The sequence below is a fragment of the Phytobacter diazotrophicus genome, assembly GCF_052061655.1.
Classification (GTDB): Bacteria; Pseudomonadota; Gammaproteobacteria; order Enterobacterales; family Enterobacteriaceae; genus Phytobacter; species Phytobacter diazotrophicus.
Window position 1 is genome coordinate 5,566,210 of sequence record NZ_CM125428.1, and the last position, 23,092, is coordinate 5,589,301.

At 53.4% G+C, this 23,092-nt stretch carries 27 protein-coding genes; 12 read left to right on the forward strand and 15 right to left on the reverse strand.

The annotated features are described in order from the left end of the window. The first annotated feature begins 88 nt into the window (after nt 1–88). The 5 genes from ACS0RQ_RS26895 to rhaM all read left to right on the forward strand — a co-directional run bounded on the left by ACS0RQ_RS26895 (nt 89) and on the right by rhaM (nt 5,235). Nucleotides 89–1,600, forward strand: coding sequence for a sugar ABC transporter ATP-binding protein (locus ACS0RQ_RS26895; RefSeq protein ID WP_271850479.1), 1,512 nt, complete (start codon nt 89–91; stop codon nt 1,598–1,600). Continuing rightward, nucleotides 1,600–2,604, forward strand: coding sequence for an ABC transporter permease (locus tag ACS0RQ_RS26900; RefSeq protein ID WP_271850480.1), 1,005 nt, complete (start codon nt 1,600–1,602; stop codon nt 2,602–2,604). The genes ACS0RQ_RS26895 and ACS0RQ_RS26900 overlap by 1 nt, the downstream gene beginning before the upstream one ends. Continuing rightward, nucleotides 2,601–3,605: an ABC transporter permease gene (locus ACS0RQ_RS26905; protein WP_107223608.1), complete on the forward strand. Its 1,005-nt coding sequence runs from the start codon at nt 2,601–2,603 to the stop codon at nt 3,603–3,605. The genes ACS0RQ_RS26900 and ACS0RQ_RS26905 overlap by 4 nt, the downstream gene beginning before the upstream one ends. 170 nt (nt 3,606–3,775) lie before the next feature. Beyond that, the gene (gene fucO, locus ACS0RQ_RS26910; RefSeq protein WP_039077330.1) at nt 3,776–4,924 is read left to right on the forward strand and encodes a lactaldehyde reductase; all 1,149 of its coding nucleotides are present in this window, start codon (nt 3,776–3,778) and stop codon (nt 4,922–4,924) included. Next, nucleotides 4,921–5,235 carry an L-rhamnose mutarotase gene (gene rhaM, locus ACS0RQ_RS26915; RefSeq protein ID WP_271850481.1) on the forward strand — a complete coding sequence of 105 codons (315 nt, stop codon included), beginning with the start codon at nt 4,921–4,923 and terminating at the stop codon, nt 5,233–5,235. The genes fucO and rhaM overlap by 4 nt, the downstream gene beginning before the upstream one ends. A 147-nt stretch (nt 5,236–5,382) precedes the next feature. On the opposite strand, the gene ACS0RQ_RS26920 is transcribed toward rhaM, so the two are convergent. From ACS0RQ_RS26920 to ACS0RQ_RS26940, 5 genes are all read right to left on the reverse strand, one after another. Next, nucleotides 5,383–6,657, reverse strand: a complete 1,275-nt coding sequence (locus tag ACS0RQ_RS26920; protein WP_271850482.1) for an MFS transporter — start codon at nt 6,655–6,657, stop codon at nt 5,383–5,385. Further along, nucleotides 6,654–7,145, reverse strand: coding sequence for a NanQ anomerase/TabA/YiaL family protein (locus tag ACS0RQ_RS26925; RefSeq protein ID WP_271850483.1), 492 nt, complete (start codon nt 7,143–7,145; stop codon nt 6,654–6,656). The genes ACS0RQ_RS26920 and ACS0RQ_RS26925 overlap by 4 nt, the downstream gene beginning before the upstream one ends. Nucleotides 7,146–7,160: 15 nt before the next feature. Beyond that, nucleotides 7,161–8,084: a dihydrodipicolinate synthase family protein gene (locus tag ACS0RQ_RS26930; RefSeq protein ID WP_271850484.1), complete on the reverse strand. Its 924-nt coding sequence runs from the start codon at nt 8,082–8,084 to the stop codon at nt 7,161–7,163. 14 nt (nt 8,085–8,098) lie between these two features. Further along, the gene (locus tag ACS0RQ_RS26935; RefSeq protein WP_271850485.1) at nt 8,099–9,313 is read right to left on the reverse strand and encodes a PfkB family carbohydrate kinase; all 1,215 of its coding nucleotides are present in this window, start codon (nt 9,311–9,313) and stop codon (nt 8,099–8,101) included. Nucleotides 9,314–9,530: 217 nt separating this feature from the next. Next, nucleotides 9,531–10,079, reverse strand: a complete 549-nt coding sequence (locus tag ACS0RQ_RS26940; protein WP_334633658.1) for a helix-turn-helix domain-containing protein — start codon at nt 10,077–10,079, stop codon at nt 9,531–9,533. A gap of 105 nt (nt 10,080–10,184) precedes the next feature. On the opposite strand from ACS0RQ_RS26940, the gene ACS0RQ_RS26945 reads away from it, so the two are divergent. Both ACS0RQ_RS26945 and ACS0RQ_RS26950 read left to right on the forward strand, forming a co-directional pair. Further along, entirely contained in the window at nt 10,185–10,847 is a 663-nt protein-coding gene (locus ACS0RQ_RS26945) for an AzlC family ABC transporter permease (protein ID WP_107223611.1), read from the forward strand. Continuing rightward, on the forward strand, nt 10,847–11,170 hold the full coding sequence (locus ACS0RQ_RS26950; RefSeq protein WP_039077338.1) for an AzlD domain-containing protein: 324 nt from the start codon (nt 10,847–10,849) through the stop codon (nt 11,168–11,170). Before ACS0RQ_RS26945 ends, ACS0RQ_RS26950 begins: the two co-directional genes overlap by 1 nt. A 30-nt stretch (nt 11,171–11,200) precedes the next feature. On the opposite strand, the gene ACS0RQ_RS26955 is transcribed toward ACS0RQ_RS26950, so the two are convergent. From ACS0RQ_RS26955 to ACS0RQ_RS26990, 8 genes are all read right to left on the reverse strand, one after another. Continuing rightward, a complete protein-coding gene (locus ACS0RQ_RS26955) occupies nt 11,201–11,746 on the reverse strand; it encodes a P-loop nucleotide/nucleoside kinase family protein (protein ID WP_271850487.1) in 546 nt (181 codons plus the stop codon). Beyond that, entirely contained in the window at nt 11,743–12,180 is a 438-nt protein-coding gene (locus tag ACS0RQ_RS26960) for a PTS sugar transporter subunit IIA (RefSeq protein ID WP_271850488.1), read from the reverse strand. Before ACS0RQ_RS26960 ends, ACS0RQ_RS26955 begins: the two co-directional genes overlap by 4 nt. A gap of 9 nt (nt 12,181–12,189) precedes the next feature. Continuing rightward, nucleotides 12,190–12,459, reverse strand: a complete 270-nt coding sequence (locus tag ACS0RQ_RS26965) for a hypothetical protein (RefSeq protein WP_039077348.1) — start codon at nt 12,457–12,459, stop codon at nt 12,190–12,192. A gap of 70 nt (nt 12,460–12,529) precedes the next feature. Further along, nucleotides 12,530–13,372 (reverse strand): class II fructose-bisphosphate aldolase, encoded by an 843-nt coding sequence (locus ACS0RQ_RS26970; protein WP_271850489.1) that lies wholly within the window; start codon nt 13,370–13,372, stop codon nt 12,530–12,532. Next, entirely contained in the window at nt 13,359–14,726 is a 1,368-nt protein-coding gene (locus ACS0RQ_RS26975) for a PTS sugar transporter subunit IIC (protein ID WP_071194781.1), read from the reverse strand. Before ACS0RQ_RS26975 ends, ACS0RQ_RS26970 begins: the two co-directional genes overlap by 14 nt. Continuing rightward, nucleotides 14,719–15,033, reverse strand: a complete 315-nt coding sequence (locus ACS0RQ_RS26980; protein WP_271850490.1) for a PTS sugar transporter subunit IIB — start codon at nt 15,031–15,033, stop codon at nt 14,719–14,721. Before ACS0RQ_RS26980 ends, ACS0RQ_RS26975 begins: the two co-directional genes overlap by 8 nt. Before the next feature lie 10 nt (nt 15,034–15,043). Next, entirely contained in the window at nt 15,044–16,024 is a 981-nt protein-coding gene (locus ACS0RQ_RS26985) for a 6-phosphofructokinase (RefSeq protein WP_039077352.1), read from the reverse strand. A 413-nt stretch (nt 16,025–16,437) separates the two neighbouring features. Continuing rightward, entirely contained in the window at nt 16,438–16,650 is a 213-nt protein-coding gene (locus tag ACS0RQ_RS26990) for a YdgH/BhsA/McbA-like domain containing protein (RefSeq protein WP_039077353.1), read from the reverse strand. Between the two features lie 141 nt (nt 16,651–16,791). Between ACS0RQ_RS26990 and ACS0RQ_RS26995 the strand changes: the two genes are divergently transcribed. From ACS0RQ_RS26995 to nadS, 4 genes are all read left to right on the forward strand, one after another. Beyond that, nucleotides 16,792–17,313 carry a Crp/Fnr family transcriptional regulator gene (locus ACS0RQ_RS26995; protein WP_271850491.1) on the forward strand — a complete coding sequence of 174 codons (522 nt, stop codon included), beginning with the start codon at nt 16,792–16,794 and terminating at the stop codon, nt 17,311–17,313. A gap of 57 nt (nt 17,314–17,370) precedes the next feature. Next, nucleotides 17,371–17,874 (forward strand): YgjV family protein, encoded by a 504-nt coding sequence (locus ACS0RQ_RS27000; protein ID WP_271850492.1) that lies wholly within the window; start codon nt 17,371–17,373, stop codon nt 17,872–17,874. Between the two features lie 111 nt (nt 17,875–17,985). Continuing rightward, entirely contained in the window at nt 17,986–18,309 is a 324-nt protein-coding gene (locus tag ACS0RQ_RS27005) for a type II toxin-antitoxin system RelE/ParE family toxin (RefSeq protein ID WP_039077355.1), read from the forward strand. Nucleotides 18,310–18,341: 32 nt separating this feature from the next. Further along, the gene (gene nadS, locus ACS0RQ_RS27010) at nt 18,342–18,644 is read left to right on the forward strand and encodes a NadS family protein (RefSeq protein ID WP_039077356.1); all 303 of its coding nucleotides are present in this window, start codon (nt 18,342–18,344) and stop codon (nt 18,642–18,644) included. A 62-nt stretch (nt 18,645–18,706) separates the two neighbouring features. Here the strand turns inward: nadS and ACS0RQ_RS27015 are convergent, their stop codons facing one another. Together ACS0RQ_RS27015 and fdhD are read right to left on the reverse strand one after the other, a co-directional pair. Continuing rightward, complete coding sequence (locus tag ACS0RQ_RS27015; protein ID WP_039077357.1) at nt 18,707–18,919, reverse strand: YdgH/BhsA/McbA-like domain containing protein; 213 nt, start codon at nt 18,917–18,919, stop codon at nt 18,707–18,709. A 129-nt stretch (nt 18,920–19,048) separates the two neighbouring features. Continuing rightward, nucleotides 19,049–19,885: a formate dehydrogenase accessory sulfurtransferase FdhD gene (fdhD, locus tag ACS0RQ_RS27020; RefSeq protein WP_271850493.1), complete on the reverse strand. Its 837-nt coding sequence runs from the start codon at nt 19,883–19,885 to the stop codon at nt 19,049–19,051. Between the two features lie 155 nt (nt 19,886–20,040). On the opposite strand from fdhD, the gene fdnG reads away from it, so the two are divergent. Beyond that, nucleotides 20,041–23,091 (forward strand): formate dehydrogenase-N subunit alpha, encoded by a 3,051-nt coding sequence (gene fdnG / locus ACS0RQ_RS27025; protein ID WP_132440615.1) that lies wholly within the window; start codon nt 20,041–20,043, stop codon nt 23,089–23,091. Nucleotide 23,092 lies beyond the last annotated feature (1 nt).

Consider the following 23,092-nt stretch of genomic DNA (forward strand, 5'->3'; position numbering starts at 1 on the left):
CCCTCTCCCTGAAAGGGAGAGGGGGTGTTTGTCCCCTCGCCCCTTTGGGGAGAGGGTTAGGGTGAGGGGGAATTTTATGGAGAACATCATGACGGCATCCACACCCCTGCTGTCGCTCAAAGGCATCACCAAGGTTTTCCCTGGTGTGCGTGCCCTTGAGAACGTACAGCTCGACCTCTGGCCCGGCAAAGTCACCGCACTTATCGGTGAAAATGGCGCGGGCAAGTCCACGCTGGTCAAAGTCATGACCGGTATTTACCAGCCTGAAGAGGGCGAAATTCTCTACAAAGCTATTCCCATCCAGCTTCCGACCCCGGAATCAGCGCACAAGGTGGGGATTACCGCCATACACCAGGAAACCGTGCTGTTCGACGAACTGTCCGTCACGGAGAATATTTTCGTTGGTCAGTACATCTATAAAGGCCTGCTGAAAAAGCTCGACTGGCCTGCCATGCACCAGAAAGCGCGGGATATTCTGACCCGCCTGGAAGTACAGATTGATCCGCGCGCCACGCTCAAGACGCTGAGTATCGCCCAGCGCCATATGGTGGCGATTGCCCGTGCGCTGTCGTTTGAAGCGCAGGTGGTTATCCTCGACGAACCGACCGCCGCCCTCTCACAGCACGAGATTCTGGAGTTTTATCAAATCGTTGAGCGTTTAAAACAAGAGGGCAAAGCCATTCTGTTTATCTCGCACAAGTTTGATGAAATCTTCGAACTGGCGGATCACTACACCATTCTGCGCGACGGCGTGTGGATCGGCTCCGGTGCCATGCAGGAGATTACCGAAGAACGGATGGTGGCGATGATGGTAGGACGTTCCATTACGCAGACCTACCCGAAAGTGGCCTGCGAGATGGGCGAAACGGTGCTGGAAGTCAAAGACCTCTGCCACCCGACCGAATTTGCCCATATTGATTTCTCTTTGCGTAAAGGGGAGATCCTCGGCTTCTACGGTCTGGTGGGCGCCGGTCGTACCGAACTGATGCAGGCGCTTTCCGGCGTCTCGCGCCCGTCTTCGGGCGAGATAGTCCTTAACGGCAAAGCGGTCCATTTCAAGCAGCCCGCCGATGCCATTCAGGCCGGGATTGTCTGTGTGCCGGAAGAGCGGCAAAAGCAGGGGGCGATTATTGAATTGCCTATCGCCCAGAACATCAGCCTGCCGCAGCTTAGCAAACTCAACCCCAATGGCGTGCTCAACGACGCCAAAGAGTGGGCGCTGGCGGACGAATACGCCAAACGACTGCAGGTGAAAGCCTTTAGCTGGAAACAGGCGGTCGAAACCCTCTCTGGCGGTAACCAACAGAAGGTGGTGATCGGCAAATGGCTCGCCACCCACCCGGACGTGATCATCCTCGACGAACCGACCAAAGGCATCGATATCGGCTCGAAAGCAGCGGTACACCAGTTTATGTCCGAACTGGTCTCTCACGGGCTGGCGGTGATTATGGTCTCCTCGGAACTGCCGGAAGTGATGGGCATGGCCGACCGGATCATCGTGATGCACGAAGGGCTCATGGTCGCTGAATATCAGGCCGGCGAAGCCACGGCGGAAACCATCGTCAGCGCTGCCAGCGGCGCCGATAAGGAGGCAGCATAATGTGGCAACAACTCCTGAAACACCGCGAGGCCCTGCTGGGCGGGGTTATCGTGCTGATGGTGCTCGCCATTGGCAGCCGCGTGCCGTCGTTTATCGGCCCCGGCAACCTGGTGGAGATGTTTAACGACACCTCCATTCTTATCATCCTCGCGCTTGGACAGATGATGGTTCTGCTGACCAAAGGCATTGATTTGTCGATGGCAGCCAACCTCGCGCTGACCGGGATGATCGTCGCGCTGCTCAACTTCCACCATCCGGATATTCCGGTCTGGGCGCTGCTGATTCTGGCCACCGCGCTCGGTCTGCTGATGGGCATCATCAACGGCCTGCTGGTCTGGAAGATGGGGATTCCGGCAATTGTGGTGACGCTCGGCACGATGAGCATCTATCGCGGCATCATCTTTTTGCTCTCCGACGGCGGCTGGATTAACTCCCACCAGATGAGCGCCGATTTCCTCGGTCTGCCGCGCTCGTCGCTGCTCGGGTTGCCGTTACTGAGCTGGTGCGCCATCGCCGCGCTGTTTGTGGTGGGTTACTTCCTGCGCTACAGCCGGACAGGGCGCGCACTCTACACCGCAGGCGGCAACGCCACGGCGGCGTATTACACCGGGATCAACGCCGGGAAAATGCAGTTCGTCAGTTTCTGCCTGTCCGGTGCGCTGGCGGGGTTCTGCGGTTATTTGTGGATTTCCCGCTTCGCCGTGGCGTATGTCGATGTGGCTAACGGTTTTGAACTGCAGGTCGTGGCAGCCTGTGTGATTGGCGGCATCAGCACCATGGGCGGCACAGGCCGCGTGCTGGGATGTTTGTTGGGCGCGCTGTTTCTTGGCGTTATCAACAATGCGCTGCCGGTCATCGGTATTTCCCCCTTCTGGCAGATGGCAATTTCCGGTTCGGTGATTGTCATTGCAGTTCTGCTCAATGAACGTGGCAACAAGCGCAAAGGACGTTTAATCCTGCGCGATGCGGCCCTGGCCCGACAAAAACTGGCGGTGAAATCATGACAAAAATGCTGACTTCCGACGCCATGAAAAGCGTTCCCGCCGCCACCCCGTTCTGGCAGCGTCTGATGTGCTGGGAAGGCTTTTTGCTGGCGGTGACCCTCGCGGTGTTTATCGCTAACGCCCTGGCGTCACCCTATTTCCTTAATATCTGGAACTTGTCCGACGCGACCTTCAACTTCACGGAAAAAGCGATCATCGTGTTGCCAATGGCGATGCTGATTATTGCCCGTGAGATTGACCTGTCGGTGGCCTCCACCATGGCGCTTAGCTCAACGGTAATGGGCTTTTGCGCCGCGGCAGGTATGGATACCGCACTGTTGGTCTGCGTGGGGCTGGGCGTGGGGTTGCTGTGCGGCTTGTTCAATGGTTTCCTGGTGACGCGTTTTAACCTCTCCTCCATCGTTATCACCATCGGCACTATGAGTCTGTACCGCGGCATTACTTACATCCTGCTCGGCGATCAGGCGCTCAATGCGTATCCGGAGAGCTTCGCCTGGTTCGGCCAGGGCTATGTCTTCGGCGCGCTGTCCTTCGAGTTTGCGCTGTTTATCGTGCTTGCTGCAGTTTTCGCCTTTGTCTTGCATCGCACCAACTTTGGTCGCCGCACTTACGCCATCGGCAATAACCCAACCGGCGCGTGGTATTCCGGTATCAATGTGAAACGCCACAACCTGATTCTGTTCGCGCTGGTGGGCCTGATGGCAGGTCTGGCGTCTGTGCTGCTCACTTCGCGTCTGGGCAGTACCCGCCCGACGATTGCCATGGGCTGGGAACTGGCGGTGGTAACGATGGCGGTGCTGGGCGGCGTCAATATTCTTGGTGGTTCCGGCAGCATGGTGGGCGTGGTGATTGCCGCCTTCCTGATGGGGCTGGTGACCTTTGGTCTGAGCCTGCTCAATGTACCGGGGATTGTGATGTCGATTATCGTCGGCGCGATGCTGATCGTGGTGATTTCACTGCCGATTATTTACCGCCGGATCATGCAGCGCAGGCGCATTTAATTAGCCTCTCACCCCTGCCCTCTCCCCAAAGGGGAGAGGGTGAAAACCGCGCTGCGCCGTTGTTTGGCTCCCGAGCACGGGACCGCACCGGACAGTCCCCTCGCCCCTTTGGGGAGAGGGTTAGGGTGAGGGGAACAGGATTTCCCAAAATCAATGTTAAGGAGAATATGATGAGCTTTATGTTAGCCCTTCCCAAAATCAGCCTGCATGGCGCGGGCGCAATCGGCGATATGGTCAACCTGGTCGCAGGCAAACAGTGGGGTAAAGCGCTGATTGTCACCGACGGTCAACTGGTCAAACTCGGCCTGCTCGATAGCCTGTTTGCGGCGCTGAAAGCGCACCAGATGGCGTATCACCTGTTCGATGAGGTTTTCCCGAACCCGACCGAAGAGCTGGTGCAAAAAGGCTATGCGGCGTACAAAGCCGCGGGCTGCGATTACGTTATCGCCTTCGGCGGCGGTAGCCCGATCGACACCGCGAAAGCCGTGAAAATCCTCACCGCCAACCCAGGTCCGTCCACCGCCTATTCCGGCGTGGGCAAAGTGAAAAACGCGGGCGTCCCCCTGGTTGCCATCAACACCACCGCCGGAACTGCCGCTGAGATGACCAGCAACGCGGTTATCATCGACTCCGCCCGCCAGGTGAAAGAGGTCATCATCGACCCGAATATCATCCCGGATATTGCCGTGGACGATGCCAGCGTGATGCTGGAAATCCCGGCCTCTGTCACTGCCGCAACCGGTATGGACGCCCTGACCCACGCGGTTGAAGCCTTTGTCTCCATTGGCGCCCATCCACTGACCGACGCCAATGCGCTGGAAGCCATTCGCCTGATCAACCTGTGGCTACCGAAAGCCGTCGATGATGGTCACAACCTGGAAGCACGCGAACAAATGGCCTTTGGCCAGTACCTGGCGGGGATGGCATTTAACAGTGCCGGTCTTGGCCTGGTGCATGCCCTCGCCCACCAGCCGGGTGCAACTCACAACCTGCCGCACGGCGTCTGTAACGCCATCCTGCTGCCGATCATCGAAAACTTTAACCGCCCGAATGCCGTGGCACGTTTCGCGCGCGTCGCGCAGGCGATGGGGGTTGATACCCGCGGCATGAGCGACGAAGCGGCTAGCATGGCGGCTATTCAGGCGATTCGCGATCTCAGCGCGCGCGTGGGCATTCCTTCTGGATTCAGTAAGCTGGGCGTCACCAAAGAGGATATCGAAGGCTGGCTGGACAAAGCACTGGCAGACCCCTGCGCGCCGTGCAACCCACGCACCGCAAGCCGCGACGAAGTCCGCGAGCTCTACCTGGAGGCATTATGATCCGCAAGGCCTTTGTGATGCAGGTTAACCCCGATGCACACGAAGAGTATGAACGTCGCCATAGCCCTATCTGGCCCGAGCTGGAGGCGGTGCTGAAAGCGCATGGCGCGCACCATTACGCGATCTATCTCGATAAAGAACGTAACTTGTTGTTCACGACGGTAGAAATTGAGTCCGAAGAGCGCTGGAACGCAGTGGCCAGCACCGAGGTGTGCCAGCGCTGGTGGAAGCACATGCGCGATGTGATGCCCTCCAACCCGGACAACAGCCCGGTAAGCGCAGAGCTGAAAGAGGTGTTTTACCTGGCGTAAAACGTAATAGCTCCCCGCAGGGGGAGCTATTATGCGAAACAGTCGTTTTGTAGACCGCCAGAAAACGCGTTCAGGAAGGATCAAGTGAATAAAAAAAGCCCGGCGGTTACCCGTCAGGCTTCTCACTTCTATTGTATCAATCCGTTGTTAACGAATCGGTTTACGCACAAAGAAGCCGTAGAAACAGGCGCCCATAAACAACAGACAACCGCCAAGAATAAAGACATTGGTGAACTGACCGGTCACATCCAGAATGATACCGGTGACGATCGGTGCCAGCGCGGCTCCGAGGAAACCACCAAAGTTCTGGATAGCCCCTAACGAAGCCACCTGCCCTTTCGGCGCCATATCCGTCGCCAGCGTCCAGATAACACCGGAAGGCATCTGTGAACAGAAATAGCCCAGCGTCAGCAATGTAATCGCGGTTGTAGTATCGCTCACGAACGGAATCGGCATCACGAAGCAGGCCGCCATCCCGGCCCCTAATACGATCGGAACCTTACGCGCCGTCACCGCAGAAACGCCCCTGCGCACCAGGCGGTCAGACAGCGTACCGCCACATAACACCCCGAGAATCCCGGCGAAGAAAGGCACCGAGGCAATCAGGCCAGTTTGTTTCAGGCTAAAGCCAAGGGATTTTTCCAGGTATCCCGGCAACCAGGTCAGGTAGACCCAAATGGTGAACATAATGCAGAAGTTACCGGCAATCATGCACCAGGTCGTCTTATTGCGAAATAACGTGCGCCAGTTCCCTTTTGGTTCGTCCGATGCAGCAGTAGTCACCTGGCCGGTGTGGATCTGCATCGCTTCACGCGCATCAGGATCGCGATAAAATTTCAGCCAGGCCAGAATCAACGGCAGACCTAACAACCCTACGGCGATAAACATGCCTCGCCAGCCCACCCACAGCAGCAGTATGGTCAGCAGCGGCGGTGCAATCGCATTCGCAATTTGCGAACCGGTATTGATGATAGAGGTAGGCAGACCACGCTCTTTTTCCGAGAACCAGCTCTGGGTAATTTTAATGCCGGAGGTGAAGAACGGTGACTCCGCAATCCCCAGCAGCATACGCAGACCATAGAAGAAGCTGTAAGTATTAACAAACCCCATCAGGAAGGTCACTGCCGACCACATCCCCAGCGCGCCGGTAAACATCTTTTTCGGACCAAAGCGGTCAACCAGCCAACCGGCAGGCAGGTTCGCCAGCGCGTATGGCCACAAAAACGCAGAGAGCAGCAGCCCCATTTGGGTCGCAGAAAAACCAAACTCTTGTGAAATCGTCGTGTTGGCAATACTGAGGTTGGCGCGATCCAGATAGTTCACCACCGCCGCCAGCAACAGAATAAAGATGATGCCCCAGCGGCGACGCGAAAGTTCAGGTGCCTTAACAACGGATTCAGCGGGAGATTGCACAGTACTCATACCGTTTCCTCCAGAAGTTCACGGTGAATTTTGATAACCGCTTTACGCAGATGGCATGGCGCATCGCCAGGCTGGTGGGCGCACGGGCGGTGGATGTCATCAGGGAAAAAAATGGCAAACATACCCGGGGTCAGCGTCACCGGGTTTTCATCCTCATTAACCTGCCAGAACAGAATGTCCTGTTCTGGTGTACGGTCTTCCACGACGCTATGTTTACCGCTACTCAACGAGCTCACCCCCATCACTTCATGGCCGGAAATGAGGTACTGAATATCGATAAACTGGCGGTGTGATTCCGGACGCGCATCGCTGAATGGCACGCTGTCCATCTCCTGCAACAGGCAGAAAAGTTTTCCCGGAATAATGTCGATTTTCCCCGGCTTCTCATGCCGAAAATCGTGCTGCGCGATAAATTCCAGCGCCCGGCGAAAGACCGGATGATACGCACTGGCCTGGGCAGGCCAGGTCTGAAGGCTGGTCACAATCATGACAGTCTCTCCGCATTAGCGCGCAAGGCGCGTCTGCCAAAGCTCAGTGCCTGCACGGATTTGATCGAGGATCACCGTCAGCCCCCAGAATTTCGTCAGCACATCATCTTTGTTTACCCGGCAGGTCACATCGTCAAACGTCCCCAGACGCTGGTGATAGATTTTGGCGTTCTTGGGGTAGCCAAGGGTCTCGGTTACGGCGCCCAGCGAGAGGAAAATCGCCAGTTCGTCGGCAAGTGCGCGCTGCGTTTTGCCGTTATGCCACAGCCAGCTATACAGCTCTGGATGGAAGTTTGTGAACACACCGCTGAAACCCTGCGAACCCGCCAGAATGGCAGGCCAGGCGATGGCGGCATTGGCATTGATAACATTCAGCGGGGTGCCCTGCGCCAGTTTGACGCGGCGTTCGACGGTCGGCAGATCGCAGCTCACATCTTTCAGCACCACAAAACGACCACTGTTGGCGCACCAGCTAAATTCATCATCCGTCAGCAGACGACGATACGGCGCCGGGCATTCATAAAGCCCCAGGGGCAGTTCTTTTGGCAGGGCGTCGAGCAGCGTATTCAGGGTGGCAAAAAAGGTCTCGCTCCCCTCGTTGCGCGGATCAAGATGGTTAGTGACCAGTACCAGCGCATCAATGTTGGTCTGCGCCATCGCCAGCAACTCTTCTTTTTGCGCGGCGATATCATCGCTGATATGGCCGGAGGCGATCACCGGAATACGTCCATCAACGTGCTGCACCACAAAGCGGGCGAGCTCTACACGCTCTTGCAAGGAAAGGAACTGCATTTCGCTGGACTGGCAAACGGCAAACAGCGCGTCGACGCCTTTCTCCAGATACCAGTCGATCAGTTTCGCCAGCGCCGGGTAGTCAATCTGCTCATCGGCCGTGAAAGGGGTCAACATGACCGGAACAATACCGTTAATGGTTTTCATTTTCTCGTCCTGAATTAGTTGTGAGTACGGAGTCGTGTTGTTGCCTGTTCGAAGTCAGGCATATTGGATGCGCCCTCCAGCTCAACGGCGAGAGAGGCAAATGCAGAGGCCCAGGTCGCGGCCTGAACCAGACTGTTTCCGGCGGCAAGCGACGCTGCCAGTGCGCCATTAAACGCATCGCCGGCACCGGTGGTATCAACGGTAACGGCAGGGAAAGCGCGAATATGGCTAAATTGTTTGTTATCCAGTAACAATGCGCCGCGTGATCCCATCGTAATGAGGACTTTTTTCACCCCCATTCCGGCAATAATTAATGCCGCTTCTTTTGCGGTATCGATATCACGAACCTCAACGCCGGATAATAAAGACGCCTCGGTTTCATTAGGAGTAATGACATCAACAAACGGCAAGCATGAAATTATCTCATCAGAGCACGGGGCCGGATTAAGAATGACTGTCTTACCAAGCTCATGGGCAATTTGAATTAACGCCACAGTAGCATCAAGGTTATTTTCCAGTTGCACCAACAGTACATCCGATGAAGATAATTCAGAAGAAATAGCCTGAACTTCACTGTGCGTAATGGTTTTATTGGCACCCGAATAAATGGCAATCATATTCTCGCCATTTTCCTGCGAGACATAAATAATTGCATTACCGGTAGGCTCACTGTCGGATTGATACAAGGTATAAGAGTGAATTTCGGACGCATTTAAATGATCGGCAGCAAGTTGGCTAAACTGGTCTTTACCCACTTTCGCCGCAAAATGCACTTTTGCCCCGGCCTTACTTGCCGCCGTGGCCTGATTGGCACCTTTACCGCCCGGCCCCAGGCTGCTGGCCAGGGCCAGCAAGGACTCACCACCGCGTGGGAAGCGCTCCACTCGCGCAACAATATCGACATTAAATGAACCGAAAACACAGACCTTACCCTGCATGGTTTTTCCTTTTTGTTGATGATCGTTCTGCGGTTTACGGTGGTCTATTTGCTGGAGTAAAACTTCAAATCCTGGCCCTGTTTCGGAGATCAATTCTGCCTGCAAACTTCGCCGCAAAATAATTGCCCCGCCGTGGCACCGTTTCACCAGTCCCATTTCCGCTAAAATATTTAAATCACTGCGTATCGTTTCTTTAGACACGCCATAAAGCATGGAAAAATAATTAACATTTCCACGTTCATTTTCATTCAAATATTGCCAGATACGATGTCTTCGTTCTTCAAGAAACATAATAAACCCCGAAATCACAATAGAAGTATACGAACCGCATACCGTTTGAAGAGTGACATCAATCTCATGTTTTCAGGCAAAACGGAACCAAACAAAAATGGCAGGATAAAAAGCGGAAAGCTGTATTTGCAGGCGTTATTCGTACTATTAATGAGGGTAAATTAGAGAGAAGCAGGCGATAAATGACCTGCGTGTCAGCAAAACACGCAGGGATAACTTAATTCTGTTCCGCCACCAGAATAGCCTGGGTATTCGGCTCCAGCGCTTTAAAAATATGTGGCAGATCCGCCGGGTAACAGATGTAGTCGCCTTCACTTAATTCTTCTGGCGCTTCCGTCAGCCCCACCATCGCCCGGCCACGAGTCACGATAATGTGCTCAACTGAACCGGGCGGATGCGGCTGCGAAATACGGTCAGCACCGGGTTGAGTATCAAGAAAATAGATATCGCGTCGCGCCCCCGGCGGGCAGGTTGCAAGCAGTGTCGCCTGGTAATGCGCCAGTTCGGCGACTACTTTCGTCCCCTCGCCACGGCGAATGACCTGTGTTTTGGCGGCCTGCGGCTCCAGAAGACGGGCAAAGGGGATATCCAGCGCCACGCACAGAGACCACAGAGTCTCAATACTCGGGTTGCCGTTGCCGGCCTCAAGCTGGGAAAGTGTGGATTTGGCAATTCCGGCACGGCGGGCAATTTCCGCCAGTGAAAGCCCGGTTCTCAGACGTTCTCGCACCAGACTTTTGGCGATCACGCTAATAGGCTGTGTCATTACACGGCTCCAGTGTTCTATAAAATGAACGAATCGTTCTTCTTGAAAAACGAACCCGATATGTTCATTATAATGAATATTCGTTCGATATAGCCAAAAAACTGTATGTTCAAACACAACTTCTCAAATCTTACAGGCGATACGATCAGAGCCATCTTGCTGGTCTGTCTGGCGGTTGGCGTGGTCGGCATCTCCTACGGTTCACTGGCGATGGCCTACGGTTTTCCGCTGTGGGTTCCTCTTGCCCTTTCCACACTGGTTTTGGCTGGCGCCTCCGAATTCATGTTTATCGGCATTGTCGCCAGCGGCGGCAATCCGCTGGCGGCGGCGCTTGCCGGGTTGCTGGTGAATGCCCGCCATCTTCCCTTTGGCGTCACGGTGCGCGACCTGGTGGGCACGCGGGCGAAGGCTTTCTTCGGTTGTCACATTATGAATGATGAAAGTGTCGTGTTTGGCCTGGCACAACCGACGCCGGAACAGCGTAAAGCCGCCTACTGGCTGTGCGGGACGGGCGTCGCCCTGCTTTGGCCGCTTGGCGTTATTGTTGGCGCAGGGGTTGGGAAACTGCTACCCGCCCCGGAAACCATCGGGCTGGATGCCGTCTTCCCGGCTATTCTGCTGGCGCTGGTGTTGCCCGCACTGAAAAAGAAAACCACACTGATTCGCGCTGCCAGCGGAGCCGTTCTCTCCCTTGCCGCCGTGCCTTTTGCCCCCGTGGGCTTGCCGGTGCTGTTTTCTTTATTTGGCCTGCTGACGAGGAAGAAATAATGGCAAATACCACGCTGGTCATTATCGGTATTGCGGTGCTGTCGGTGGGTACTTACCTGATGCGTTTTGGCGGCGCCCGGCTTGGCAATAAACTGGCGCTGTCAGAACGCGCCCAGGCGCTGTTATCCGATGCAGCGACCACGTTACTGTTCGCCGTGGCGCTGGCAGCAACGCTATATGAAGGCGAACATTTCGCCGGTATGGCCCGCGTGCTGGGAGTGATGTTTGCTCTGTTTCTCGCCTGGCGCAAAATGCCGCTTATCGTGGTGATCCTCTCTGCCGCCGTGGTCACCGCGCTGTTGCGCCTGGCAGGGGTGGCTTAAAAGCGCCCGCAGGCGCTATACCGTATTGATTCAGGCCCGCAAATGCTCGCCCATCCAGGCAAACAGGCGGGTGTACCCCTCTTCACTTCCCTGTTCAAAGCGAAACACCGGGCCGAGCGCCATCGGTTCGGCTTTGGCGGCCAGTACCGCCAGCTCCGGCAGGTACTCTTCGCCAGGATGACCAACCCGACGATCGCCAAGACGCTGTGCATAACGCGCGACGGCCACGTCAGGGGCGACCGCGTTCCAGACTTCGAGGATCCGTGTCACCCCGGCCTTCTCCAGATACTCAACCAGCTTCTCCTTCGGCTGAAAACCAAACCAGGCGTCGACAAGAAACGGGCAGCCTGCTGGCGCATTACGAATAATTGACCAGATGACGTCATAGGCCGCGCAGCCCAGCTTGCGGTTAAACGCCCGGTCTATTTCACTAAACTGCGCCATAAATGGCTCTTTGATGCCATCGATGGTCAGAACCGGTAGCGAAAATCGTTCCGACAATTGACGTGTTACCGTGGTTTTGCCCGATGCCGGTACACCGTTGACCAGTACGACCGTTTTTATTTGCGTAGTCATAGCAGCGCTACCACCTCCTCCCTTGTCCGTGCCGCCCGGAGCGCCGCCATCGTGTCATCATTGTCCAACAGATGCACAATGGCGCGAATACCTTCTTCGATGTGCGCATTGCTGTCGCGTGCCCCGAACATAATAACAATATCCGCAGCTTCACTTTCGCCAAAGCGAATCGGTTCCTGCAACAACACCAGGCTAAAGCAGTCCCGTTTCACCCCGCATTCCGGGCGTGCATGCGGCATCGCGATGCCCTCATCAAAGACATAGTACGCGCCATGCTCCAGCGTGCTGTCGATCACTGCCTCGCCGTAGCGTGCCTCCAGATAGCCCCCGTCAATCAGCGGGCGGGCGGCAAGCCGAATCACCTGTCGCCAGTCCTTTTCCGTTACGCCAACCTGAATCGCATCCGCTTCGATAAGAAGATCTTTAATCGTCATCTGTTCTCCCTAAATATTACGCCGAATAATATTGCGCAACTCGTCGATACGAATAAAGAGAGAATCCACTTCATGGCGATATTGTTTACTTTTAACAAAGACATTTAATGCCCGGTTATATAGCAGCATTAATTGTTTTTGGACATCGCTATTTCGCGGATCCTCCGCCAGATTACCTTCGAGTGATTTTATATCGACAGCCAGCAATTGTGCCTGCTTGTCATATTCTTCCAGAGTTGTATCATCTTTTTTCCACAACGACTTCAATGATTCAAACATGGCTCACTCCCGCCCCGACGTGTGCCGGAGCACCAGGGTTATGGAATAAAATTAACGTAGTAATGCAGGATTATTTAAATAAATTCATTTTCTCGACCAGCACCTGGGTGACGGCGTCGTTCGCCGGAATCAAAAACTTCCGCACGCTGTCGTTCACCTTTCCTTTTTCAAAGGTCGATTTGCACTGGCCAACCCACTGCACATTCATCTCCGTGCCGACATTCACTTTATTGATCCCTTCGGTCACGGCTTTGCGCATATCCTCGTCGCTCACACCGGTCCCGCCATGCAGCACCAGCGGCGTCCCTGTGGCGGCGCTTATCTCCTGCAAACGCTGATGCTGGATCTGCGCCTTACCGGTATATAGCCCATGTACCGTGCCGACCGAAACCGCCAGCATGTCCACGTGGGTTTCCTCGACAAAACGCTTCGCGTCTTCCACGGTGGTGAAGCAGATATCCTCTTCGGCAACGGCTTTACCGTCTTCCGAACCGCCAATTGCGCCTAATTCGGCTTCAACCGAAATATTGCGCGGTCGCGCCATCTCCACCACAATACGGGTCCTGGCAATATTCTCATCAATATCCAGATGCGAACCGTCATACATTATTGAACTGAATCCGGCATCAATCGCCGTTTGAATCGCGTTAATATCCGAACAGTGATCCAGATGCAAACAAGTAGGCACATTTTCACTTGCTGATAATGAGCGCACGGAATCAACCAGTAATTGATATCCCAGATATTGCGCCGTTCCGGTTGATATCTGAATCATTAACGGGCTGTTCGTTTGCTTTGCCGCTTTAAAAAAAGCAGGCAACATTTCCAGACAGTGCAAATTAAAGGAACCGACAGCTTTAAATTGACGTGCTTTGGCAATTTCTAACAACGCTGTGAAATTATGCAGACTCATGGACTTTCTCCCCTTTTGGTTTAGCTGAGTTGCCATTAACGAACCAGGCAAGGAACGCGACAAAGACAATAAACAGACCGACAAACAGCCAGTTATTCTGGAAGGCATGCCCCAGCACCAGACCAGAGCTGATGACATCAGAGTCACTGAATGTCACCCCGGTAAAGCCATAACTTTCCAGCATTGGCACCAGGATGGCGGGCAGGAAAGTAATAAACAGACCGTGGACAACGCCGCCGATAACCGCGCCACGACGCCCACCCAGTGCGTTACCAAAGACGCCCGCCGTGCCGCCCGCAAAGAAGTTGGTCAGCAGTCCTGGCAGAATCATCGCCAGACCAAACATAGGAAAGACCAACATGCCAATAATCGAACCGACGGTGGTGGCCAGGAAGCCGACAATGACCGCGTTCGGGGCGTAGGGAAACAGCACCGGGCAATCGAGCGCCGGTTTAGCGTCCGGGACGATGCGCATGGCGATACCACGGAAAGCGGGCACCAGTTCGTTCAACAGCAGACGAACACCGCTGTAAAGAACGAATACCCCGGCCACAAACTGGATGGATTGCATGAAGGCGTACATCAGGAAGTTCACGCCATGGGAGAACTGAGAGATGTATTCCGGCCCCGCAGCCACGGCCGGGATCAGATACATCGGTACCATCACCACCGCCATGGCCAGATAGGTATCCTGCAGGAATTTAAAGTTATCCGGCAGTTGCAGATCTTCCGTTGAGCGGGAGCCTTTACCGACCACTTTCGCCACTGCTGCCTGCACCAGGTAGCCGATGGTGCAGAAGTGCCCCAGCGCCACATCATCAGAACCGGTAATGCGTCTGACCACCGGTTGTGCCAGCGCAGGCATCAGTACCGCCATCGCGCCGCCAAAGATACCGCCCGTGAGGATCAGCGGCAGCCCGGTCAGACCGGCTTTATAGCCAATAACCGCCCCGATGGTTGCCATCCACAGCAATGCTTGTCCGGTGAGGAAGATGTATTTCAGCGGTGTCAGGCGGGCAATGATGATATTGACCGCGAAAATGACCATCAGCGTCAGCGCCACTTCAGAACCCAGTTCGCGGTTCGCCAGCCCGGCGATGGCTGCCACATCGGTGATGTAACCTTTCATCCCGAAACCGTGGGTGAAAATATCATTCAGGAAGGTCAATGTGGCGACAATGATATTGATACCCGCCATCATGATTAAGAAACCGAGCAGTGTTTTAAATGTCCCCTCGGCGATTTTTCCCGGTGATTTCTTTTGTAAGATCAAACCGAGCATGGCGATAAAGGCAATTAATATTGACGCCTGCCCGAGTAGATCTTTGACGATAAACTCAATGAAGCTATTCATGGTCAGTTACCTTCATGTTATGCATTTTTAAGAATGCGATAATCTTCTGCTCGATTTCCTCTTTGTCGGTCAATTTATTAAGCACAACGATACGGCTAATTTCTTCTTCACTGGCATCCGCCGTTAAAATGTCGGCAAAGACTTTTTGCGTCAAAATCATATCGGACTTAAATGCACCAGCCTCAGAAACGGTTGTGTGTTCAACTTTTGCCGGAATTTCTAATTTTTTCAGCACCGCTTTTGCGCTCATTTCAATCGCAAAGCTGGAGCCGAGGCCGCAGCCACATACGCAAAGAACTTTAAGCATGTAAATCTCCTCAAATAATATTGAGTTGTTTGGCCAGTTTGTAATGATGTCCTTCTGTGTCTACCAGACGTTTTTTCATACTAATAAGATCAATAGGGATAGGTTTATTACTCGAATTGATAATAATGGCTTTATTCTTCATACCAGATTGAATACAACGAACCACTTCACTGGCCATGATAGTGCCCTGATAAATCTCCTCGCAGGTAGGGTCACCGTTACGTAAACCATAACCAATAATCGTTTTACGAATACGCACGCCAATTCGCGGTTCGAGCTGCTTTATCATGGTGTCGATAGCCCCCTGAAAGCCCGGCGTGTACTCTCTGGTGTAACCTTCTGAACATAAAATAACGACACTGTTCTGGCTGGCAAGTCGGTCTGTAATACGTTGAGATAACTCATCAATTGGGATCTGGCACTCCGGTATAAGGGCAATATCCGCATTGCTTTTTATCGCTGATTGCAGCGTCAGCTCCCCACAGTATCCTCCCAGGACCTCTACCATAAAGACACGGCCGGGTAACGCCCGACCGGTATTCCTGAGTCGGGAAACTTCCTTAATAATTTGTTCGCAGGCGGTAGAAAAGCCAATGGAATAATCACTGCCATAGACATCGTTATCAATTGTCATGCCGACACCAAAGCAATTCACATCAAATTCGCTCAGCGTATTTAAAAATTGCAGCGATCCATCACCGCCCGCCATAACCAGTACATCAATACGTAGCGACCTTAATTTTTTTGCAATTATTTCATATTCGCTTCGTACTAATTTTCGGGTTGTACGACCAGAGGTAATAATGGGGATAGAGGCAATAGAGAAATCCACCAAATCGCGCCAGGCGATTTCGTTATGCTTCTTTTCAAGTAAGCCAGGTATCCCGCCATTGAACAGAGTAATGTCTGCCTGCATCAGTCTTGCGATCTGGAAAATAAAGTTATTTATTCCCGATACATCACCACCGCTAATGACCACACCGATTCTCATCGCAAATTCCCCATTGGCTTCCAGTGGGAATATTTTTCCCTGACTTCAAGAGGTATATTTGCAATGAAAGTCACATTTTATCGATAATTTTCCGTCAGCCAACCATTGACACACATGTTAAATGGCTTTTATTTGCGACTTTAATCACAAAAACACAGTGGGATTCAACTCACAGTATTTTTATTAATTCCTTTCCAATCATTGAGTTATAAAAGAAGGCGATTTGAAATATTTCGGAGAAATAAAACTGCCATTAAGGCTTTTAGAAGGATGGTAATTTTGTGATTGCAACCTCATTTTTTAACGTAAAAGAGGCATACGGGAGGAGGATTCAGAAAAGGGAGAGCAAAAACAGCGGGGAAATAACCTGTCCCCGCTCCGAAGAGTCAGGGACAGCGGCAATGCGGGAAAACTTATTTTGTCAGTTCAGCGGTCATATGAACCTGGTTACCGCTGAAAGCTTCGGTAATCTGGTATGAAGATGCGCCAGCCTGTTGTGCCTGAGCGGCAATTTTCGCTTCTGCACCAGACAGTGTAGAGTCAGTTGCGGTTACTGTCTGAGCAGCAAAAGAACCGAAAGAAGAAGCCAGAGCGATAACTGCGACAAAAGTTTTGATGCTTTTCATGATATAAACCCTTCTGAATGTTTGTTTGAATGAGGCGTTTCGCCTCGATTAAATAAATAATAGACCTTAACCCTATCAACAAACAGCGGAATGATTTGCATTTATCTTTCAAATTATCTGAACATAAAAAGAGAAAGGAAAATGACCACAGACTGGTTCACCGCCTTGCAGCAATTTGGGCGCACGCGCAGCGTGTCGGCGATGGAGACTCTGCAACGGCAAGGGGAGCCACAACACAGTCTGTTTTGGCTACAGGAAGGGACTGCCCGGGCGGTATATCACTCCGCACAGGGCCAGGAAAAAGTAAAAGAGTTCTATTTCGCCGGTGAATGCTGTTTTCTCTACCTGAGCTGGCTTACCGGATCGGTGGCGGATTACAGCCTGCAAATGCTGACCCCAGGCAGGATTTGTGAAATCCCGCTGCGTCTGCTTAATAAACCCGAACACCTTGCTGCGCGGTTGGCTCTGCTCAGCCAACAGGTGGTCTACAAGGAAAAGAAAGAGCAGATGTTTTTGCTCAATAATCCCGAACAGCGCTGGCAATATGTGCAGGCCAATTTTCCGGACTGGGAGCAACAGCTCACGCAAAAAGATCTCGCCAGCTACATTGGCATCTCCCCGGTGAGTTTGTCGCGAATTCGCGGACGTCTTAACAAAGGTTAACGACCGACACGCCCGCCCGTCTTATGCTGCCCCCTCTTTCTCTCTGCGGGCAATGCGATGACCCCATTTTTCCTCTCACAGATCCTGGCGGGCCTGTCGTTTGGCCTGGATTTGCTGGCCTTTCAGTTTATCCGTCGACAGTGTTCTCTGCTGACGCTCGCCTGTTCTACCAGCCTGCTGGCTTTCCATTTTTGGCTGCTCGGTGAAAGCAGTGCCTGTGGATTGATGGCGCTGGCCGCCAGCCGATACCTGCTGGCAATCGTCACCACAAGCCAAAGAGTGAAAGGGGGATTTCTCTGTGCGTCGGTGCTATGCAGCGGACTGACCTGGCAACACCCGACGGATATCTTCCCGTTAGCGGGCAGTTTATTCATGACGATTGCCGCATTTCAGCCAACGGCAGCGGGGTTACGGCTGATCACCCTGGGCGGCAGCCTGTGCTGGCTTATCAATAATGTTCTGGCGGGCTCCCCCATGGCAATAGCCATGGAAAGCACGTTTATGCTGAGTACGTTGGTTTCGTACTGGCGGCTAAAGAGAGGTGTGGCGGTGGGCGGGTAACACCAGAAAATATGCAGCAGCGTTTACAAAAAAAGTACCAGGTACGAATAAAAATGGTTTTTAGTACGCGGTACGAATAAAATAAAGGGGCGAGCGCCAGGGAGGCAACAAATGGAGTACATGGAGTTTATTGAGACGCCGACATTCAGTAAGGCCCGTCGGGCACTTATGGATGATGATGAATTTCAGGAGCTGCAAAGCTTTCTACTCGACAACCATGAATATGGCGACACTATCAGCCACACTGGCGGATGCAAAAAGATCCGCTGGAGTCGGCAGGGTATGGGAAAACGAGGTGGTGTTAGAGTGATTTACTACATCAAGCTCGCCAGCGGCAGAGTCTATCTGGTTCTCATTTACCCGAAAAATGTCAAAGATGACCTTACTGAGTCAGAGAAAATCCTTTTAAAAACATTGTCTCAACAGTGGTCATAACAATTTGTCATTAACCTTAAGAGGAGAAGTTTATGGATAAGGCATTGTTTACCCAATTGGTTAACAGCTTACAGGAGATGGTCGAGATAGAGGAAGGCCGCCGTACTCCTGCGCCTGAGCACGTCCATCGTCATCCATTACCTGACGTGAAAGCAATTCGTAAAAACGCTGGAATGAAACAAGCGGAATTTGCCAATACAATTGGTTTGAGCGTGGATCTTGTGCGCAGTTGGGAGCAGCAACGCAGGTTTCCCTCGGGCATTGCGTTAAAAATGTTACGCCTGCTCGAACAACAACCTGACATCATCAATACGTTGAAAACAATTCATGCCTGACGTGCAATAAAACATCAGAAACGAAAAAAGCGCCCGCAGGCGCTCTTTCGACAGTGTTACGCTTATTTGGTCAGTTCTGCGGTCATGTGCACGCGGTCACCGGTGAAAGCTTCGGTGATGTGGTAAGAAGAGGCACCAGCCTGCTGAGCCTGAGCGGCGATTTTCGCTTCTGCACCGTCCATTGTGGAGGAGGTTGCGGTCACTGTCTGTGCAGCGAATGAACCGAAAGAAGAAGCCAGAGCGATAACTGCGACAAAAGTTTTGATGCTTTTCATGATATAAACCCTTCTGAATGTTTGTTGAGGTGAGGCGTTTTGCCTCGATGAAATAAATACTAGACCTGAACCTCATCAACAAAAAGCGGAAGAATTTGCTCTCCACATTCAAAAAAACTGATTTACATCTTAACCCGAAATCAAACGCTGCGGATGGGTATAAATCGTTGCCCTGCCCGGCTTGCAAAAACCCACCAGCGTCAGGTTGCAGCGCTCAGCAACCTCAACGGCCAGCGTGGTCGCAGCGGAAACGGCGAACAGAATTTCCACGCCGCACATGGCGGATTTCTGCACCATTTCATAGCTCGCGCGGCTGGAGACCAGCGCCGCTCCCGTCTGCCAGGACACCCCTTCATGGGCGCGATGACCAAGCAGCTTATCCAGCGCCACGTGACGCCCTACGTCCTCATGCCCACCCACAAGTTGCCCGGAAGGTAGCATCCAGGCGGCCGCATGGGTACAGCCCGTAAGTTTGCCAATCGGCTGGAAATCGGTGAGATGCGCCAGCGCCTGGTCCAAATTTGCCAGATCAAATGTCTGCGTAAACGGCAGTGGTGCGACGGGTTTGCCAATATCGTTCAGTTGCTCAACGCCGCACACGCCACACCCTGTCCTCCCGGCCAGCGCGCGACGACGCTCTTTTAGCCCCATAAACCGACGGCTGGAAAGCTCAATCTGCACTTCCAGACCATTGCAGGACGGCACCACCTCCATACCAAAAATTTCCTGACGGGTTTCGATAATCCCTTCGGAGAGGGAAAAACCGACGGCAAACCACTCCAGGTCTTTGGGGGAGGCCATCATCACCACATGAGAAATGCCGTTATAAACCAGCGCAACAGGCACTTCCTCCGCTAACACATCGGGACGAGAATGTTGCAGATCATCGCGCTTCCAGAGTGCGACCTGGCGGGAACCTGTGATCTGAGTAGCAACTTCGTATTGTTCAGTATGGATTTTGTTCACGTTGTATTAACCGAATTAAAACAGGCGTAACCGCAATGTGGTATTCTGAGTCATACCCCTTTTGGGCCAGGGGATTTACAGCAATTTTGTACCTTTGCGGCGACGACCGCAAAGTAAAAAAAACCTCGTGACAATGTCGAAACAAGGAGCAAACCATGCAGGTCAGCAGAAGGCAGTTCTTTAAGATCTGCGCTGGCGGTATGGCAGGTACAACGGCAGCGGCGCTGGGCTTTGCCCCAAGCGTAGCACTGGCGGAGACGCGGCAATACAAATTACTGCGCACCCGTGAAACGCGAAATACCTGTACATACTGTTCTGTCGGCTGTGGGCTTTTAATGTATAGCCTCGGCGACGGCGCGAAAAACGCCAAAGCATCTATTTTCCATATCGAAGGCGACCCGGATCACCCGGTTAACCGTGGCGCGCTCTGCCCGAAAGGTGCAGGTCTGGTGGATTTTATTCATTCAGAAAGCCGCCTGAAATATCCAGAATACCGTGCGCCAGGCTCCGACAAATGGCAACAAATCACCTGGGATGACGCGTTTGATCGCATCGCAAAACTGATCAAAAAAGACCGCGATGCCAACTACATCGCGCAAAACGCCGAAGGCACTACCGTCAACCGTTGGCTCTCCACCGGTATGCTGTGCGCCTCCGCATCCAGTAACGAAACCGGTTATTTAACCCAGAAATTTACCCGCGCCCTCGGCATGCTCGCCGTGGATAACCAGGCGCGTGTCTGACACGGACCAACGGTAGCAAGTCTTGCTCCAACATTTGGTCGCGGTGCGATGACCAACCACTGGGTAGATATGAAAAACGCCAATCTCATCATCGTGATGGGAGGGAACGCTGCTGAAGCGCATCCGGTGGGATTCCGCTGGGCGATGGAAGCAAAAATCCATAATGGCGCCAAATTAATCGTTATCGATCCTCGATTTACGCGTACCGCTTCGGTCGCGGACTTTTACACGCCTATTCGTTCCGGGACGGATATCGCTTTCCTCTCCGGGGTTCTGCTGTATCTGCTGACAAATGAGAAATACAACCGCGAATACACCGAAGCCTACACCAACGCCAGCCTGATCGTGCGTGAGGACTTCGGCTTCGAAGATGGCCTTTTTACCGGCTATGACGCGGAAAAACGCAAATATGACCGTTCAAGCTGGAACTATGAGCTGGATGAACAGGGCTTCGCTAAGCGCGATACCACCCTTACCCATCCACGCTGCGTGTGGAATTTACTGAAACAACACGTTTCTCGCTATACGCCAGAGGTCGTGGAAAACATCTGCGGTACGCCAAAAGCGGACTTCCTGAAAGTCTGTGAATACATCGCGGAAACCAGCGCTCACGACAAAACAGCGTCGTTCCTGTACGCGCTGGGCTGGACGCAACACTCTGTTGGTGCGCAGAACATCCGTACCATGGCGATGATCCAATTGCTGCTCGGCAATATGGGGATGGCGGGCGGCGGTGTTAACGCCCTGCGCGGCCACTCCAATATTCAGGGGCTGACCGACTTAGGCCTGCTGTCGCAAAGCCTGCCGGGTTATATGACGCTACCAAGCGAGAAACAGACGGATCTGCAAACCTACCTGACGGCAAACACGCCAAAACCGTTGTTGCAGGGTCAGGTCAACTACTGGGGCAACTACTCGAAATTCTTCGTCTCGATGATGAAAGCCTTTTATGGCGAAAAAGCGACGAAAGAAAACAGTTGGGGCTTCGACTTGCTGCCGAAGTGGGATAAGAGTTACGACGTCCTGCAGTATTTCGACATGATGTTTAAAGGTCAGGTGAACGGTTATATCTGTCAGGGCTTCAACCCGGTCGCATCGTTCCCGAACAAAAACAAAGTCGTGGCGGCACTGTCGAAACTGAAATTCCTGGTGACCATCGACCCGCTGAATACGGAAACCTCCACGTTCTGGCAGAACCACGGCGAGTCAAACGACGTTGATTCATCGAAAATCCAGACCGAAGTGTTCCGCCTGCCCTGCACCTGCTTTGCCGAAGAGAACGGCTCCATCGTGAACTCCGGCCGCTGGCTGCAATGGCACTGGAAAGGTCAGGATGCGCCGGGGGAAGCGGTCACCGACGGTGAGATTCTGGCGGGCATCTTCCTGCGCCTGCGCAAAATGTACGCCGAAGAGGGCGGTGCTAACCCTGAACAGGTGCTGAGCATGACCTGGAACTACTCCACACCACACGAACCGGCTTCGGAAGAGGTGGCAATGGAGAGTAACGGCAAGGCGCTGGCGGATATTATCGATCCGGTTACCAATACGGTCCTCGTGAAAAAAGGTCAGCAGCTCAGTTCGTTCGCCCAGTTACGTGACGACGGTACCACCTCCAGCGGATGCTGGATTTTCGCCGGTAGCTGGACGCCGGATGGCAACCAGATGGCCAAACGCGATAATGCCGACCCGTCAGGCCTTGGTAATACGCTCGGCTGGGCATGGGCATGGCCGCTTAACCGTCGCATCCTGTATAACCGCGCCTCCGCTGACCCGCAGGGTAAACCGTGGGATCCGAAACGCCAGCTCCTGAAATGGGACGGGGCGAAATGGGGCGGCGCGGATATCCCGGACTACAGCACTGCAGCACCGGGCAGCGATGTGGGGCCGTTTATCATGCAGCCGGAAGGTATGGGCCGCCTGTTCGCTATCGATAAGATGGCGGAAGGGCCGTTCCCGGAACATTACGAGCCGTTTGAAACACCGCTGGGCACTAACCCGCTGCACCCGAATGTGGTCTCGAACCCGGCCGCGCGCGTCTTTAAAGACGACATGGCCGCGATGGGTAAAGCGGATAAATTCCCGTATGTCGGCACCACTTACCGCCTGACCGAACACTTCCACTACTGGACCAAGCACGCATTGCTGAACGCGATCGCACAGCCGGAGCAGTTTGTGGAAATCGGTGAAAAACTGGCGGGCAAGCTGGGTATCGTCCAGGGCGATACCGTGAAAGTCTCCTCCAACCGCGGCTATATCAAAGCCAAGGCTGTGGTGACCAAGCGTATTCGCACACTGAACGTACACGGCAAAGAGGTGGATACCATCGGTATTCCCATTCACTGGGGTTATGAAGGCGTGGCGAAGAAAGGCTTTATCGCGAACACCCTTACCCCGTTTGTCGGTGACGCAAACACCCAGACGCCGGAGTTTAAGGCCTTCCTGGTGAATGTGGAAAAGGTATAGC